This window comes from Lysinibacillus sp. EB271-A1-10B (assembly GCF_058791335.1).
In genome coordinates this window covers 19,978-37,551 of the sequence record NZ_JBYTDL010000036.1, presented here as the reverse complement: position 1 = coordinate 37,551, position 17,574 = coordinate 19,978, and the positions used below count along the sequence as shown (strand labels likewise).

Below are 17,574 nucleotides of genomic sequence, written 5' to 3'. Positions count from 1 at the left end.
CGTTCCCATACCGAACACGGAAGTTAAGCTCTTTAGCGCCGATGGTAGTTGGGGGCTTCCCCCTGTGAGAGTAGGACATCGCTAGGCACCTGAAAAAAGTCGTGGATTTATTCCTCGGCTTTTTTGTTTGCAGTTTTATAGAACGAGAGAACTTTCCTTCCTCAAGGTGTATAGGACGATAACCTAAGTGGGAGAATTTCTTTTTGCAAGACTAGAATGCTACACAAAATCTTGAATTCAGCAAAACAGAGTTAATTTCTTAAGATTAACTCTGCTTTTTTATTCTCCGCAAACCGAATCTTTAACGAAAGCCACCTCTAACTACGCTCACCCTTTTTTCCAAAAACAACTGATAATCCAAGAAAAATATACGGATATGATAGAAGTGTCAATTCAAGAAAGCCTAACCCGAATAATGAAGAGTATTCATCTGCATCAAACATATATTTATCAATTAACAAATAACTAGATATAGACAGAATAACCAGTAATAGTCCGATCATATTAAATTTACAGATTGTATAAATAGTTACTAGAATATAAATCAAACTAAGCAAAATTAAAAAGAAGAAAATATACAACGGTTCATAAACACTTACTACATCCCTCCTAATATTAAGTAATAACTTTCCTGCCCCTGTACTTTATAATGTTCGAAACGAACAAGGGTTACCAATTATAAACAAATCCACCGTTAAAGATTAACGAAAATTCATTCCTGCTTATTGAACAAGCCCACTCGATTGGTTGAAAAGCAGCAATCTTTTAAAAAACAGCCATTTTCATTGATTTCAGAAGATATAAACAGAACTTTCAGAAAATATATTGAATTGTGGAAAAAACTATGCTAGGCTATGTATCATGCAGAATGAAGTTAAAACTTCAAAAATAAAATAAAAAAGGATGTACTTCTTTGATGGGTAATCAAACAATTCACCAAGTCATTCAACATAAATACCAGGAGCTTTCGAAGAGTCAGCAGAAGGTAGCTGTCTTTATTCTCAAAAATATGCAGACTGCAGGTATTCATTCAGCTGCTTATGTGGGGGAGAGAGCAGGGGTAAGTGAAACGACAGTTATCCGCTTTTGCTACGCTATAGGATTATCGGGTTATGCTGAGTTGCAACGTGAGATTACGATGCATTTATTCAATGAAGGGAATACTAGTAGTTTGCAAAATTATTTGCAATCAAAGCAGGCGCTTTTTGAAACGCCGCGGTTTTATGAAAAAACGATGGAAAAGGATGCATCTAGCATTTTAAACGTTGCAAAGAACATTAACGAAGAAGATTTTAATCGTGCTTCCATCCTGCTGCATACGAAGAAAAAAATCTATATTGTTGGGAATGGCTCGTCCCATTTAGCGGCACAATGGTTGTATTTTACGTTAAATATGCTGCGTCCTAACGTCGTGATTTTAGATTTTGATACTAGTGAAATCATTAGAGCTTTACAAGAAATTGATGAGGATAGTGTGGTCATTATTTTATCGTTCCATCGCTATTTTAAAGAGCCGATTCAATTTGCAGCTGAAATTCAAGAGAAACATTGTGAAATCATTGGCATTACAGATTCTAAAATTGCACCTATTACACAATATGCGACGATTACTTTTATAAATGAACAACAAGAAATGTCTACGATTGATGCAATGCCAGCACTTATTTCATTTTTAAATACTTTAATTGCAGGTATGACTGCACAGGATCACGACTATTATGAAAATCAACGCGTAAAATATGATGATTTCCAAAATAGCTTTTTAGCAAATCGATGGAGTTGAATGATATGAATCAAGTATTACAAAACTTACAGCCGAGATTGACGGAGATTTTTACACATTTACATGAGCATCCGGAAATAAGCTGGCAGGAAAAGCAGACAACGAAGTACATCGCCAATTTATTGAAGGAGGCACAGATGGAGCCTCAGTTATTCGAAGACATGACCGGACTGTATGTAGATATTGGGAAAGGAACACCGAGGGTCGGATTTCGTACGGATATCGATGCACTATGGCAGGAAGTAGATGATGTATTTAAGGCGAATCATTCTTGTGGTCATGATGGTCATATGACGATGGCTATTGGGACAGCACTAGCGTTGAAGGATATGGAGCACTTGCTTCCCGGTGCAGTACGTATTCTTTTTCAGCCTGCTGAAGAAAAAGCACAGGGTGCCCGAGCATTCGTTGAAAAGGGGCTTATTGATCCTCTAGAATACTTATTTGGTGTCCATGTTCGTCCGGTGAAAGAATTACGGGACGGAACGTACGCCCCGGCCTTGTATCACGGTGCGGCAAAGCTTTTTACGGGGACTATTATTGGAGAAGAGGCTCATGGCGCACGACCTGAACTTGGCATTAATGCCATTGAGGTAGGGTCCGCAATTATTGAAGGTTTACAAAAAATCTGGACAGACCCTAATGTCTCTTCGTCAGTCAAAATGACGCAATTTAATGCAGGAGGAACCTCTACAAATATTATTCCTGGGAAAGCAACATTTAGCATTGATGCACGGGCACAAACAAATGAAGTAATGGAGGCTCTCACGGATGGTGTTGAACGTGTAAAAGCATCGGTTGAAGCGATGTATGGAGCCGAAATTTCTTTAACTGTAGATGCACATATCGTTGCAGCATTAGTGAATGATGAGGCCTTACAGCATATGAATTCCGCTATTATTGATGTGGTTGGGGAAAGCGCATGTGCTCCACCAGTCGTTACCCCTGGAGGAGAGGATTTTCATTTTTATACGTATGAGCGTCCGAACCTTAAATCAACAATGCTTGGCTTAGGTTGTGGTGTAACACCAGGCTTACATCATCCGAAAATGACCTTTAATCGAGAGCGGCTTATTACAGGAGTGAGCATTATTACGAGAGCAATTTTACGAGCTTTATAGAACGAGCCGTTCATTTAGGATAAAGATATAGAAAGAAGTGATAGGATGATTGATATACGAGAAATAAAGACAATCGAGCAGCTGGAACAAGTTCAGCAATTGGAATATAACATTTGGGGGATGCCTTCTATTCCCATTCATCAAACGTTAACCGCTGTGAAAAATGGTGGGATCGTTGTGGGTGCCTATGATGGTGACCAATTAGTTGGCTTTAGCTATGGCTTTTCGGGGTTTCGAGAGGGCAAAAGCTATTTGTGTTCCCATATGTTGGGGATAGAAGAAAACTACCGTTCTCAAGGAATAGGTGAAAAATTAAAATATGCCCAGCAAGCCATTGCTATAGAACGGGGCTATGATTTAATGGTATGGACCTTTGATCCGCTGGAGACACGAAATGGTTATCTTAATCTCTCCAAATTAAATGGTATTTGTTATACGTATATAGAAAATTGCTATGGAGAAATGCAGGATGGTTTAAATAAGGGGTTACCTTCTGATCGTTTTGAGGTGAGCTGGTATATAGCCTCTGATTACGTCAATAAAAGCGTTTCAATAGACGCAAAGAATGCCATACCAGTAGCTAGTTGTGTACAAAATGAACAAGGATTCCTATGTTTAGAAGTAACTGAAAATTTGAAATATAACAACGATTTATATACGCTGCCTGTACCAAAGGATTTTCAAGCATTGAAGTTGCAAGATCCGGCATTAGCATTGGACTGGCGCTTCAAAACGAGACGCTTATTACAACAATTATTTGCACAAGGTTATGCAGCTGTTCAATTGCAACAGCAAGAAAATTACAACGAGTATGTTCTCGTTAAATTAGAAACTTTAGGACTGGAAGGGGCAAAGCAATATGAAAATAACGGAATTTACCATTAGACATTTAAAGATGAAATTAAAAGAACCATTTACAACAAGCTTTGGCACATTTGATGATAAGGATTTTTTAGTTTTAGAGGTTAAAGATGAATCAGGAACAATCGGTTGGGGAGAATCTGTCGCCTTCCACTCTCCTTGGTACAACGAGGAAACATTACAAACGAACTGGCACATGCTAGAAGATTTCTTAATTCCTCTTATTTTAAATAAAGAGCTTCAGCATCCGGATGAGGTCAATGAGCTATTTAAACCGATTCGTAAAAATAATATGGCAAAATCAACGATAGAAGGTGCTATTTGGGATATTTATGCCCAACAGACGAATCAATCTCTCGCGGCTGCACTTGGTGGCAAAAAGGACAATATTGAAGTTGGAATCAGTATCGGTATTCAAAAATCAATCGAGGACTTAGTAGCGTTAGTAGATGGTTTTGTGAATGAAGGCTATAAACGAATGAAAATTAAAATCAAACCAGGTTGGGATGTAGAAGTAATGCGTATATTACGTGAGACGTTCCCAGATGTGGCGTTTATGGCGGATGCGAACTCAGCTTATCGTCTCACAGATGCTGAAACGCTTAAACAGCTAGATGCTTTTAATTTAACAATGATTGAGCAGCCATTGGCGTCAGATGACATTATCGATCACGCAGCTTTACAAAAATTAATCGATACGCCTATCTGCTTGGATGAAAGTATCCATTCATTAGAGGATGCACGTAAAGCTGTTGAATTGGGCAGTACTAAAATTATTAACATTAAAATTGGACGTGTCGGTGGCTTAACTGAAGCTAAGAAAATACATGATTATTGTGAGGCAAATGACATTCCTGTTTGGTGTGGCGGCATGCTTGAGTCGGGTATTGGTCGTGCACATAATGTGGCGTTAACTACATTATCGAATTTTATTTTACCTGGCGATACAGCAGGTTCCAGTCGATATTGGGAAAAAGACATTATCGACCCAGAAGTTGTGGTGAAGGACGGCTTTATTGAAGTTCCTCAAAAAGCGGGTATCGGTTATGAAGTAAATAGAGAGACGATCGACTTGTTTACAGTAGCACAGAAAACTTATAAATAATGTGACTAAATAGAGGAGCTCAGGCTAAGAACTTCACATCCTGTGAAAACGCCTGAATGATCAACATCGTGCTGTTGCTGGCGCTACGCTTTCACGCATAAGACATTTGTTGGCCTATAGCCTCCAGTGGATGTCACGGAATTATGCCGAGGCATAATTGATTTAAATAGAAAAGCAGGTGTTCTATGAAAAAAAGTTGGCAGATAGGTGGCGCGTTTGTAGGATTAATCGTTGGTGCTGGCTTCGCATCAGGACAAGAAATTATGCAATACTTTACGAGTTTTGGCCTTTACGGTATAGCAGGAGGAATTGTCGCAACAATTGCTTTTGCGTTTTTAGGGATGAGTCTAGCGCAATTAGGGGCAGATTCACAAACGACATCTCATAAAGAGGTAATCTATCAAATCGGTGGGCGCTATGTTGGCGTACTATTAGATATAGTCATAACGTTCTTCTTATTTGGTGTGGCAGTTGTTATGTTTGCGGGATCAGGGTCAACGTTTGAGCAAATGTTTGGTATGAACCCGATGATCGGCAGCATTTTCATGGTAATCATTACGATTTTAACGCTGCTATTAAATGTGAAAAATATTATTAATATAATAGCTTTAGTGACGCCATATTTGATGGGGATCGTTTTTATCATATTAATTTACTCTATTTTCACAATGGATTTAACAATTGCAGAACAGAATGTACTAGCGAAAGAGCAATCATCTGCGGCTTCCAATTGGCTAGTAGGGGCACTCCTCTATGTATCTTATAACATAGCTGCTGGTACAGCGATGCTAATTGTTATGGGGGGAACGGTTAAAGAGCGCAAGATTGCTGGTTTAGGCGGTTTTCTTGGTGGTATTATGCTCGGTGTTTTAATCATACTTATTAATATTGCTTTATTCGTTAAAATGGACGTAGTTGGTGAGACAGCAATGCCAACATTAGAGTTAGCCAAACAAATTCATCCTGTAGTGGGGATTTTAATGTCTATTGCTTTATTAGACATGATGTACAATACGGCTGTAGGAATGCTTTACGCATTTACAGTACGTTTTATAGCGCCTGACCATAAATATTTTAAAATAGGAATTGTGGTAATTGGTTTAATAGGCTTTGTTGCGAGTTTAGTTGGGTTCACGACATTAGTTGGAAAGGTTTATTCAACAATGGGCTATTTAGGTTTTGCATTAATTATTGCAATCATTATCTCGTGGTTACGAAAAATACCAAAAGCTTCATAACTATGTTTTGTAGATTCTCTAGTGTTATTGTACAGCACTAGGGAATTTTTTTGAGATTTTAGTAATAAAAATAAGATGGAAAGCATACAGTAATTGTAGGTTTTTTATTTGTGGTGGTTTTTAAAATTCTACTTTATGTAAAATAAATTCTCGAAAAATTAATTAAAATCTATATAGATGCTAGACACTGAATTTTCAGAATGCTATATTAATGGTGTCATAGTTTTTTAATAATTAGGGAAAATAAGGGGTTGTCACCAGAATTATAGGGTGGCATTGCATATTGTTAAAACGTATGTCATAGAGACTGGACGCCCTTAGGAAAGCGCTCAGTCGGAACGGAAATCAAGCACACATTATGGCAATGACCAGAAACCTTTTCTAATTATAAAGAGTGATTAAGTAAAGAGTTATAAGAAGGATGATAGATGCCTATGGTAAAGAAAACATTAAAACAACGCATTGTTGACGCTTCTGTAGTGCTATTTCAGCAAGATGGCTATCACAATGTAACTGTTGATCGCATCGTTGAATACATTGGTGCTTCAAAGGGTGGATTTTATCATAATTTTAAATCGAAAGATGAACTGTTGTATGAAATTCATGATGTATTTATTTCGTATGTGATTAAACAGTCACAGGAGGCATATGACAAATACGAGACACCGATTACACGTTTATGTGCAATGCTGCAAACACTGACACAAGTATTTGATATGTATCAAGCACATATTACTGTTTTTTATGAGGAAAGCCGTTCATTGCCGGAGGAATATAGTGAAATTATTCATAATAAACGAGATCAATATCGGGATATTTTACAAAAAGTCATAGCGGAAGGCCAGCAAACAAAGGATTTTCGTACAGAACTACCTTGTACTATTGTAACGATGGCTATTGTCGGGATGATTAACTGGACATATAAATGGTTTAAGCAATCAGGTCCATTAACAATGGAGGAAATTACAGAAGTATTTACGGATATGGTATTGCGTGCGATTGTCACTGAGCAAGCAAAGGACGAAGCGGTTCAATTTATGGTCAAGGAGAAGCCAGCAGAAAAGACTGGTTTTATTAATATTTAATACAAACCGACTGGTCGGTATTCATTTATTACAGCTGTCATCTGAACGAAATCTGCTATGGCAAATTAAACATTAGGGGGACTGGGGATGAACTTTGAACTAACGAAAGAGCAAGAGATGATTCGAGATATGGTACGTGACTTTGCTGAAAAAGAAATTAAACCGTATGCTCGTGAGGTTGACGAGACATCGACGATGAGAATAGAGAGCTTTAAAAAGATGGCAGAGCTAGGCTTATTAGGGATCCCGTTTCCTGAAGAGTACGGCGGTTCAGGCGGAGATACTGTTTCCTATGCACTTGCTGTTGAAGAAATCGGCCGTGCGTGTGGCGGTACAGGATTAAGCTATGCAGCAGCAGTTAGCTTAGGTGCTTCGCCTATTTACAATTTCGGCACAGAGGAGCAAAAGCAAGAATGGCTTGTTCCGTTAGCGAAGGGGGAAACATTAGGTTCGTTTGGTCTAACAGAGCCAAATGCAGGTTCAGATGCTGGTGGAACACTTACAACAGCTGTAATTGATGGTGATGATTACATCATTAATGGTGAAAAATGCTGGATCACAAACGCGGGCTTTGCACGCCAAATTATTGTGACAGCAGTGACAGGTAAACGTGAAGATGGTAAAAAAATTATCTCATCTATCATTGTACCAACTAACACTCCTGGCGTAACGATCAACTGCAATTACGACAAAATGGGTGTACGTGGCTCCAATACATGTGAGATTATTTTGCAAAATGTTCGTGTACCAAGGGCTAATCTTTTAGGGGATGAAAAACGTGGATTTAGCCAATTTTTAAATACGTTAGACGGTGGGCGTATTTCCATTGCTGCATTATCAGTAGGAATTGCACAGGCAGCTTATGAGAAAGCATTAAAATACGCTAAAGAACGTGAACAATTTGGTGCACCTATATCAAAACTTCAGGCAATACAATTTAAATTAGCCGATATGGCAATGGAGATAGAGCTTGCACGTACGTTAGTACATAAGGCGGCATGGCTTAAAGATCAAAAGAAACCATTCGGGAAGGAAGCGGCAATGGCAAAATTATTCGCCTCTGAAATGGGCTTCCGCACTTGTAATCAAGCAATTCAAATTCACGGTGGTTCAGGGTATATGAAAGAATACGATGTAGAGCGTCATCTACGTGACATTAAGTTAATGGAAATCGGTGAGGGTACCTCTGAAATTCAACGTCTCGTTATTTCTCGTCTAATTGGTTGCTAATCATCTTAACTAGGGGGATTTTCATGGCAGAACTTGTGTATCAAACTATTGGTCAATTGCTAGATGAACAATCTGAAAAATATCCACAACGCGAAGCATTAGTATATGCAGATAGGGATTTACGTATGACTTATGAGGAGCTCAATCGGCAAAGCCGTTTAGTCGCTAGAGGGTTGATGGCTCTTGGAATAGAGAAGGGTGAGCATATTGCAGTTTGGACGACTAATGTTCCAGAATGGGTGCAGCTGCAATTTGGTACAGGTAAAATGGGAGCCCCAATCGTCACTGTAAACACTAATTATCGTTCAAGCGAGTTGGAATATTTATTGAAGCAATCCGATGCAAAAACGATTATTTTAATTGAAAATTATCGAGACCATTCTTTTATAAATACACTGCAAGAGTTATGTCCAGAGCTTGAACATTGTGAACCAGGTAATTTGCAATCAGAGCGACTACCTTTATTAAAAAATGTTATTTTAATTGGCGAGACAAAATATCCCGGAGTGCTAAACTGGTCGGATGTGTTATCTGCTGCAGAGCAAATAACGGAGGAGCAATTAGATCAAAGACAGCAAGCACTTCATTATGATGATGTTATTAATATTCAATATACCTCAGGAACAACAGGTTTTCCGAAAGGTGTTATGTTAACGCATTATAACTTAGTCAATAATGCGATTAATATTGCAGAATGTATGCGTTTAACTTACGAAGATCGCTTGTGCATCCCTGTCCCATTCTTCCATTGCTTTGGCTGTGTAATTGGAACATTAGCGATTACTACTAGTGGTGGGACGATGGTTCCAGTACAAGAGTTTTCACCTACTGAGGTGTTACAAACGGTTGAAAAAGAAAAGTGTACCGCGTTACATGGCGTGCCAACGATGTTCATTAGTGAGCTTAATTTACCGAATTTTGCGTCTTTTGATCTATCAACGTTGCGTACTGGAGTAATGGCTGGCTCTAACTGTCCAATCGAGGTTATGAAGGCCGTTATCGACAAAATGGGCATGAAGGATATTACGATTTGTTACGGGCAAACAGAAGCCTCACCTGTTATTACACAAACGAGGGCTAATGACCCGCTACTGTTAAAGGTTGAAACAGTTGGCCGTGCATTGCCAAATCTAGAAGTTAAAATTGTCATTCCTGGTACAAACGAAGAAGCTGCGCCGAATGAGCAAGGGGAGCTATGTACGAGAGGCTACCAAGTCATGAAAGGTTACTATAATAACCCGGAAGAAACGCTTCTTGCAATAGATGAGGATAACTGGCTGCATACCGGGGATTTGGCAACGATGGATGAGGCGGGCTATGTACGTGTAACAGGGCGTTTAAAAGATATGATTATTCGTGGCGGTGAAAATATATCTCCTCGAGAAATTGAAGAATTCCTTTACACACACTCCAAAATTGCAGATGTACAGGTTGCAGGTGTTCCTGATCCTGTTTATGGAGAGGAAGCGGCAGCTTGGATTATATTGCGAGAAGGAGAGCAGGCAACAGAGGAAGAGATTCGAGATTATTGTCGGGATAAAATCTCTAGACATAAAATACCACGACATATTTTCTTTATCGAGGACTATCCGATGACTGCATCTGGAAAAGTGCAAAAGTTTAAATTACGAGAAAATTTCGTTCCAACAGTGAAGTAAGAAGGGGGTCAGTGAATGTTCAAGAAGGTGTTAATTGCCAATCGCGGAGAAATAGCTAGACGTGTTATAAGAACATGCAAACGACTAAATGTTCAAACAGTTGCGGTGTATTCTGAGGCAGACGTTGAAAGCTTACATGTGAAGGATGCTGATGAGGCATTTTGCCTTGGAAAGCCACCTGTTGCCCAAAGCTATTTAAATATTGATCGTATTCTTGAAGTAGCGAAGGAAAGCGGCGCTGACGCAATTCATCCGGGCTATGGTTTATTATCAGAAAACGCTGAGTTTGCTAAACGTTGTACAGAAGCGGGCCTCGTATTTATTGGACCAAGCGCGGACGTAATTGCTTCGATGGGCAGTAAATTAGAAGCTCGAAAAACAATGAAAGCTGCAGGTGTACCAATTGTTGAAGGTGTAGAGACACCGGTGAAAGATGTCGCGGAAGCTATTGAAATTGCTTCCCGTCTAGGCTATCCGATTATGTTAAAGGCCTCTGCTGGTGGTGGGGGGATCGGTATGCAGCTCGTTGAAAATGCCGAGGAGTTGGCAAAAGCCTTTGAGGGGAATCAAAAGCGTGCACAGTCATTCTTTGGTGATGGCACGATGTATATGGAACGATTTATTGCGAATCCTCATCACGTCGAAGTACAAATTATTGCAGACCTTGATGGCAATGTCGTACCACTATTTGAACGTGAGTGTTCGATTCAACGTAGAAATCAAAAAGTAGTGGAAGAAGCACCATCTCCATTCATTTCTGAAGAAACAAGAAAAAGAATGCTAGATGCGTCAGTTAAGGCAGTTCAGCATATTGGCTATGTAAATGCTGGTACGATTGAGTATTTAGTAGATGCGGAGCAAAACTTTTATTTCTTAGAGATGAATACGCGCCTACAAGTGGAACATCCAGTGACGGAGGAAATTACAAAACTAGATCTTGTGGAGGAGCAATTAAAAATTGCGGCAAAACAACCACTAGCATTTACTCGCGAGAGCATACAAAGAGAAGGGCATGCAATTGAAGTACGTATTTACGCCGAAAATCCATCGACCTTTTTCCCTTCTCCAGGCACCATTACGGCATTTGAATTGCCTACAGGTGAAGGTATTCGCCATGAATGCGGCGTAGAGGCTGGCACTGCGGTAACACCTTTTTACGACCCAATGATTAGCAAATTAGTCGTGTGGGGAGAAACACGAGCAATTGCGTGTGAAAGACTGATTGAGGCACTTAAAGTTTATAAAGTAGAAGGTATTCAAACAAATATTCCGATGTTGTTGAAAACAGTGACACATGAACAATTTTTAAAGGGCTATACAACGACTAAATTTGTGGATGAATATTATTTACCTCAATTAGCAGAGACGAAGTAAGAACACTTATCCTCATTCAGCAGATTCCTGCTGAATGTAGATAATGGCCTCCGGCGGATGTCACGGATTTTAAAAGGAATGAATAAAGGATGTTAGCCTAACACCTTCGCATCCTGCGAAAACGGCTAACTGACCTGCATCGGTAAAGACGCCACGTCCTGTGGCATTACCGAAATGACCGACATCGTGTCGGCCCTCGTGCAGGTCTGTGCACAATTCAAAATCCGGACGCAATTACGCCAAGGCGAAATTGATAAAAGCATTCGCACTTAAACAATGAGTGCGGTTGCGTTATTCATACATTTGGAGGGATTTACAATGGCAACAGTTAAAGCGAGCATGGCAGGAACAGTATGGAAAATCGTTGTAACAGAGGGCGAGAAAGTGACTGCAGGACAAGATGTGGCAATTTTAGAGTCGATGAAAATGGAGATTCCTATTGCAGCAGAAGAAGATGGCGTAGTTATAAAAATCATTGCGAATGAAGGAGATTTCATTAACGTAGATGACGATATTTTAGAAATCGAATAAGGAGGCTTCTTTATGCAGCTACCAAAGCATGTAACGTTAAAGGAAGTTGGTCCTCGTGACGGTTTGCAAAATGAGAAAACGCATATTGCAACTGCCGATAAAATACAGCTAGTAAATTTACTTAGTCAAACTGGATTGAATTATATCGAGGTAACGTCTTTTGTGCATCCGAAGTGGATTCCACAGCTGGCTGATGCAGTGGAGGTTCTTCAAGCCATTAAACGCCAAAAAGATATCACGTATGCGGCACTAGTACCGAACATGCGTGGCTTAGAACGTGCATTGCAGGCTGAAGTAGACGAAGTGAGTGTTTTTATGTCGGCAAGTGAAAGCCATAACCAAAGTAATATTAATAAATCAATCGATGAAACATTTCCGATATTACAGGAAGTTGTGGACGGGGCAAAGGCAGCGCATAAAAACGTACGGGGCTATATCTCAACGGTGATTGGGTGCCCGTATGAAGGTTACATACAACCAGAAAAAGTTTTGCGAGTAACAGAAAAATTACTGGAAATGGGCGTCGATGAAATTTCTCTAGGTGACACGATTGGTGTTGGTGTACCGACACAGGTGGAAAGTCTTTTAGAAGAATTATTAAAAAGATACCCTGTAGAAAATTTTGCGATGCATTTTCATGATACACGTGGTACAGCGCTAGCAAATATCGTTAAATCTTTAGAAATGGGCATTACGAAGTTTGATAGCGCGCTTGGTGGACTTGGGGGCTGTCCATATGCCAAAGGAGCATCAGGTAATGTGGCTACGGAAGATTTATTGTATTTATTAGATGGAATGGGTATTAAAACGGGTGTAGAACTGAATAAAGTGCTAGAGGCTGCACTGTTTATTGAACAGAAACTAGGGAAGGCAGTCGCCTCTAAACAAATGGCGATTGCCCGTAATGAAAGGAGTGCGAGTCAAATATGACGCAACTCGTTCGTTTTGAATTATTAGATGGTTGCATTGGGCTTATTACCCTTTCAAGACCGGAAGCGGCAAATGCGATGTCTGTACAATTGCTCCAAGAACTTAGCGCGACACTCGACAACATAAATGGTGATCCTTCAGTACGAGTCGTCTTACTAACAGGGGCGGGGGAAAAAGCCTTTTGCGCAGGAGCAGATTTAAAAGAGCGTAAAGGGATGCCAGACCGACAAGTAAAGCAGATTGTGCAATTAATCGGAGCAACAGTGGCAAAAGTAGAAGCACTCGCTCAACCAGTTATCGCCGTATTAAATGGCGTTGCTTTTGGTGGCGGACTCGAGCTAGCGTTAGCCTGTGACTTACGCCTGGCAGCTGCCCATGCCAAGATAGGCCTTACGGAAACATCTCTCGGCATCATCCCAGGGGCTGGAGGTACACAACGACTTCCACGACTAATTGGCATTGGAAAAGCGAAGGAATTAATTTATACAGCACGTCGATTAAATGCAGAGGAAGCAAGAAGTTACGGCATTGTAGAGTATGTTCATGAAGGACATGAAGTACTTGAAAAGGCACAGCAGCTTGCGCTTGAAATGGCAAAAAATGCTCCGCTTTCTTTAGTACAGGCGAAAATCGCCATGAATCAAGGTGTTGAAGTCGACTTAGCTACTGGTTTAAAAATCGAATCACTTGCATATAATGCTCTGATTCCTACAGAAGATCGATTAGAGGGCTTACTTGCTTTCCAGGAAAAGCGAACACCGCAATACCTAGGGAAATAAAGACCTGATAATAGATTTTGAAAAGTTATAAAGTAGGATTTTAAAATATTGGCATATCATCAAAAGTGGGGCTAGGTGACTTCTTGGGGCTCATCGAACGCCCCCAGGAAGCTTTGCTCTGTGCGAAAGCGTAGCGACAGCAACAACAAAGCGCCCAGCCGGAACGGAAATCAACCCCACGCTATGATGATGAACTGAAATCTAGGTATATGATTAATTATTTATGCTGAGGCGTAACCGTTTGGGCAAAAGGAGGAATTAACTATGAGCAATGTACCGACAGAAAATACGACGAAAACAATGAAGGAACAAATTTTAGCAGGTGGCCTGCCAAAATATCACGATAAAAATGCACAACAAGGAAAGCTATTTGTACGTGAACGACTCGAATTATTATTAGATGATGGGCTTCAATCAGAAGATGGCTTGTACGCGAACTGCTTAGCAGGGGACCTACCAGCAGATGGCGTAATCACAGGAATCGGTAAAATCCATGGTCGTACTGTTTGTGTTTTAGCAAACGATTCGACGATTAAAGCTGGCTCTTGGGGGAAACGTACAGTAGAAAAAATGATTCGGATTCAAGAAACAGCTGAAAAGCTAAATTGCCCATTACTGTATCTAGTCGATTCAGCAGGTGCACGTATTACTGACCAATTAGAAATGTTTCCTGGTCGCAGAGGAGCAGGACGCATTTTCTATAATCAGGTAAAGCTTTCAGGTAAAATTCCTCAAATATGCTTACTGTTTGGCCCTTCTGCGGCAGGTGGTGCCTATATCCCTGCATTCTGCGATATTGTTGTCATGGTAGAAGGTAATGCATCGATGTATTTAGGATCTCCTCGTATGGCAGAAATGGTTATAGGCGAGAAGGTAGACTTGGAAACAATGGGTGGAGCGAAAATGCACTGTTCTGTTTCCGGTTGTGGAGATGTGCTTGCTAAATCAGAACAGGAAGCTATTTCCTATGCTCGTAAATACTTGAGCTATTTCCCGAATAACTTTGCAGAGCGTAGTAAGGTAGAGGCTCCAAAACCACCAGCTTCATTTGAAAAATCGATTGATGAGCTAATACCGAAAAATCAAAACGTTCCTTTTGATATGTATAAGTTAATTGAACGTATTATTGATGAAGATTCGTTCTGTGAAGTGAAAAAATTATTCGCTCCAGAATTAATTACCGGGCTAGGGCGCATTAATGGGCAACCCGTTGGAATTATCGCCAACCAACCGCGCGTAAAGGGGGGCGTTTTGTTCCACGATTCAGCTGATAAAGCTGCAAAGTTCATTTCACTTTGTGATGCGTTTAATATTCCGCTTCTTTTCCTTGCCGATGTACCAGGGTTTATGATTGGTACGCAGGTTGAAAAAGCAGGGATAATACGCCATGGTGCCAAAATGATTTTTGCAATGAGCGAGGCAACCGTTCCTAAATTAACGGTCATTGTTCGGAAGGCATACGGTGCAGGGCTGTATGCAATGGCAGGTCCTGCTTTTGAGCCAGATTGCTGTATTGCATTATCCAATGCACAAATTGCTGTAATGGGCCCTGAAGCCGCAGTTAACGCAGTATACGCCAATAAAATTGCTGAACTCCCAAAAGAGGAGCAAGCAAGCTTTATCGCAGAGAAACGCAAGGAATACCAAGAGGAAATCGATGTCTATCGTCTAGCTTCAGAGCTGATCATTGATGACGTTATAGAGCCAAATGATTTAAGAAAAGCACTTGAATCACGCTTAGAGCTTTATATGTCAAAGTACTTATTATTCTCAGAACGTAAACATGGAGTAAATCCAGTATAAGGCCTTGAAATAACGCTGTCTCAGCTCATTGAGGCAGCTTTTTTATTTTGTGTTTAACATGATGTTCAGTCATCTCTTTTCTAATCGAACCCAGACAGATGTGAAGGTTACATAATTTGCGATAGTATGCTACAAGGCTTTATCCACCTTATTATTACCACTTGCTTAGGGAAGCGGTGAATATTAAAATTATGTGAGGATATAGGGAAGTAGGTGGTATAGGCATGACAAAAAATAGTATACATAGTGGAGCCAAGCTACCGTTACCTTATCGTTCTTTAATAGATACATATTATTTACCGATAAAGATAGCAGGGTGGATCTTTTTTTGTATCTATTCTGTAATAGCTTTTTATAAACTAGTCATTGATCGTCTTGTGAATGTAGTTGTTATGTTGTTCAATGGCGAGTATTCTCTTGGTGAATTAGGGCTGTTTGATTATAGTAACTGGCGATTAACAACAAATTTTATTCCCTTTGATACAATTCTGCGCTATATAAATTACGCTCAGTATTTTAATGTTGATATCATTATTATTAATTTACTCGGCAATTTATTAATATTTACCCCAATGGGCTTTTTACTACCACTATTATCAAAAAAGTGCCGGAAAGCTTGGATCGTTATTTGTATAGGTTTTATCTCTAGCCTAGCGGTAGAAACTATCCAGTTTATTTTTACGGTTGGATCAGCAGATATTGATGATTTAATTTTAAATACACTAGGAGCATGGCTTGGCTACCTAGCCTATAAAAGTATACTTATTAAACCTAAAGATAGATAGAAACAGTCCTTGCAAAAGGGCTGTTTTTTAGTGGTAACAAATTTAGGATTCATCACGAAAAGTTTTTATTAAAAGTCTACTATGTAAATAAGCTGATTGGAGTGGAGGCTGGGCGACTCCTTGGGGAACAGCAATAGAGGAACGAAGGCTAAAAGCATCACATCCTGTGCTAACGCCTTCGTGTCCAACATCAAAAGTTTTCTGTAGCGAAAGCAAGCGGCAGCAAATGCTTTATCTGTGCGAAAGCGTAGTGACAGCAACAACAAAGCGCCCAGTCGGAACGGAAATCAACCGCATGTTTTGGTGATGATACAGATATAGAAATACTAAATGAGCATAATATCGGGGGTTAGATGAGGTCTTTGTACCTATTTTGTCAAAAGTGAATTATTTCTTTAGGAGCTTAGTATTAATTAACTCTTGAAATTAATAAAGAAAATTCCGATAATTAATGTAAGAAACTGTTTAGAGTGTAAGAGTATAGAAAATAAAAGATAGAATCATATCTTTTATTGAATTTGCATATTAAATAGAAAGCTGAGGTGAATTATATGAAACTATCAAGTTTAATAGAACAAGAAAGACTGTCATCACACGATAATCGTAAAAAGATTTTACAACGAAAACAAGCAGGGGATGCCTATCGAAAAAACGCACTGTATTTTCCGCCAAAGAAAAATCCATTATTGCTTGAGCTAGAAAATTTACTTTTAGGGCATACAGATCAAGAACTCTATGAGCAACAAAAAGAGGAAGCGAAAGAGATCACACCTCAACAGCAAGCAATCATTCAAGATTTGCAACAAACGAAAAATGTGTTCGAACATGAGCAAACGCAAATGCATTATTCTCAGTTAGAGCGTATAGATGAGGAAGCGTCTGTAGTAGAGGATGGGAATGCCGAGGACACGTTACAAATTTTAGAGCAAGTGAGGAATTCAGCATTAGCACCCCCGCAGCCATCACCACAGGATTTACGTGTAGCAGCAAGTGCAAATGCTCAAATACAGCACATGCAAGCGCAATTAAATGGTCAAGAGGTAGATGACAGTGAGCCTGCCTTTGTACGTGAAGGTATTGACGTCAAAGTACCAGAACGGTTTACTAAGGAATTGAAATTGGATCCATTTGTAGATACAATTTTCGGTAAGAGTTATGAGGAGGCATACAGAGCGCGAACATTTAAAAACGCTTCTGAAAAATATGCCACTCATATTCAAATAGCAAAAGAAGGCTATCGACCGGGAAATGACTCCATGATCTCCTTGATAGCCTAATGCTGCAGATAGGA

At 39.8% G+C, this 17,574-nt stretch carries 15 protein-coding genes and 1 rRNA gene; all 16 read left to right on the top strand.

The window, feature by feature from the left end; all coding sequences use genetic code 11:
* Positions 1-87 (top strand): 5S ribosomal RNA (gene rrf / locus AC3WSK_RS25090); the annotation flags it as partial.
* Positions 88-916: 829 nt separating this feature from the next.
* Positions 917-1,783: a MurR/RpiR family transcriptional regulator gene (locus AC3WSK_RS25085; protein ID WP_079559292.1), complete on the top strand. Its 867-nt coding sequence runs from the start codon at positions 917-919 to the stop codon at positions 1,781-1,783.
* 5 nt (positions 1,784-1,788) lie between these two features.
* The gene (locus tag AC3WSK_RS25080; RefSeq protein WP_492414895.1) at positions 1,789-2,904 is read left to right on the top strand and encodes a M20 peptidase aminoacylase family protein; all 1,116 of its coding nucleotides are present in this window, start codon (positions 1,789-1,791) and stop codon (positions 2,902-2,904) included.
* Between the two features lie 45 nt (positions 2,905-2,949).
* A complete protein-coding gene (locus AC3WSK_RS25075) occupies positions 2,950-3,789 on the top strand; it encodes a GNAT family N-acetyltransferase (protein ID WP_492414894.1) in 840 nt (279 codons plus the stop codon).
* Positions 3,764-4,870 carry an o-succinylbenzoate synthase gene (menC, locus tag AC3WSK_RS25070; RefSeq protein WP_079559295.1) on the top strand — a complete coding sequence of 369 codons (1,107 nt, stop codon included), beginning with the start codon at positions 3,764-3,766 and terminating at the stop codon, positions 4,868-4,870. Before AC3WSK_RS25075 ends, menC begins: the two co-directional genes overlap by 26 nt.
* A 185-nt stretch (positions 4,871-5,055) precedes the next feature.
* The gene (locus AC3WSK_RS25065) at positions 5,056-6,108 is read left to right on the top strand and encodes a YkvI family membrane protein (protein ID WP_492414893.1); all 1,053 of its coding nucleotides are present in this window, start codon (positions 5,056-5,058) and stop codon (positions 6,106-6,108) included.
* Positions 6,109-6,542: 434 nt separating this feature from the next.
* Positions 6,543-7,193, top strand: a complete 651-nt coding sequence (locus tag AC3WSK_RS25060; protein ID WP_079559798.1) for a TetR/AcrR family transcriptional regulator — start codon at positions 6,543-6,545, stop codon at positions 7,191-7,193.
* An 87-nt stretch (positions 7,194-7,280) separates the two neighbouring features.
* Positions 7,281-8,423 carry an acyl-CoA dehydrogenase gene (locus tag AC3WSK_RS25055; RefSeq protein WP_079559297.1) on the top strand — a complete coding sequence of 381 codons (1,143 nt, stop codon included), beginning with the start codon at positions 7,281-7,283 and terminating at the stop codon, positions 8,421-8,423.
* A gap of 23 nt (positions 8,424-8,446) precedes the next feature.
* The gene (locus AC3WSK_RS25050) at positions 8,447-10,081 is read left to right on the top strand and encodes an AMP-binding protein (protein WP_492414892.1); all 1,635 of its coding nucleotides are present in this window, start codon (positions 8,447-8,449) and stop codon (positions 10,079-10,081) included.
* Positions 10,082-10,096: 15 nt separating this feature from the next.
* Entirely contained in the window at positions 10,097-11,455 is a 1,359-nt protein-coding gene (locus AC3WSK_RS25045; RefSeq protein WP_492414891.1) for an acetyl-CoA carboxylase biotin carboxylase subunit, read from the top strand.
* A 318-nt stretch (positions 11,456-11,773) separates the two neighbouring features.
* Positions 11,774-11,986 carry an acetyl-CoA carboxylase biotin carboxyl carrier protein subunit gene (locus tag AC3WSK_RS25040; protein WP_079559300.1) on the top strand — a complete coding sequence of 71 codons (213 nt, stop codon included), beginning with the start codon at positions 11,774-11,776 and terminating at the stop codon, positions 11,984-11,986.
* A gap of 12 nt (positions 11,987-11,998) precedes the next feature.
* Entirely contained in the window at positions 11,999-12,916 is a 918-nt protein-coding gene (locus AC3WSK_RS25035; protein ID WP_079559301.1) for a hydroxymethylglutaryl-CoA lyase, read from the top strand.
* Positions 12,913-13,695 carry an enoyl-CoA hydratase gene (locus AC3WSK_RS25030; RefSeq protein ID WP_079559302.1) on the top strand — a complete coding sequence of 261 codons (783 nt, stop codon included), beginning with the start codon at positions 12,913-12,915 and terminating at the stop codon, positions 13,693-13,695. The genes AC3WSK_RS25035 and AC3WSK_RS25030 overlap by 4 nt, the downstream gene beginning before the upstream one ends.
* A gap of 264 nt (positions 13,696-13,959) precedes the next feature.
* Positions 13,960-15,498, top strand: coding sequence for an acyl-CoA carboxylase subunit beta (locus AC3WSK_RS25025; RefSeq protein WP_079559303.1), 1,539 nt, complete (start codon positions 13,960-13,962; stop codon positions 15,496-15,498).
* Positions 15,499-15,722: 224 nt separating this feature from the next.
* The gene (locus AC3WSK_RS25020; protein WP_094075055.1) at positions 15,723-16,283 is read left to right on the top strand and encodes a VanZ family protein; all 561 of its coding nucleotides are present in this window, start codon (positions 15,723-15,725) and stop codon (positions 16,281-16,283) included.
* 551 nt (positions 16,284-16,834) lie between these two features.
* Entirely contained in the window at positions 16,835-17,560 is a 726-nt protein-coding gene (locus AC3WSK_RS25015; protein WP_492414890.1) for a hypothetical protein, read from the top strand.
* Positions 17,561-17,574 lie beyond the last annotated feature (14 nt).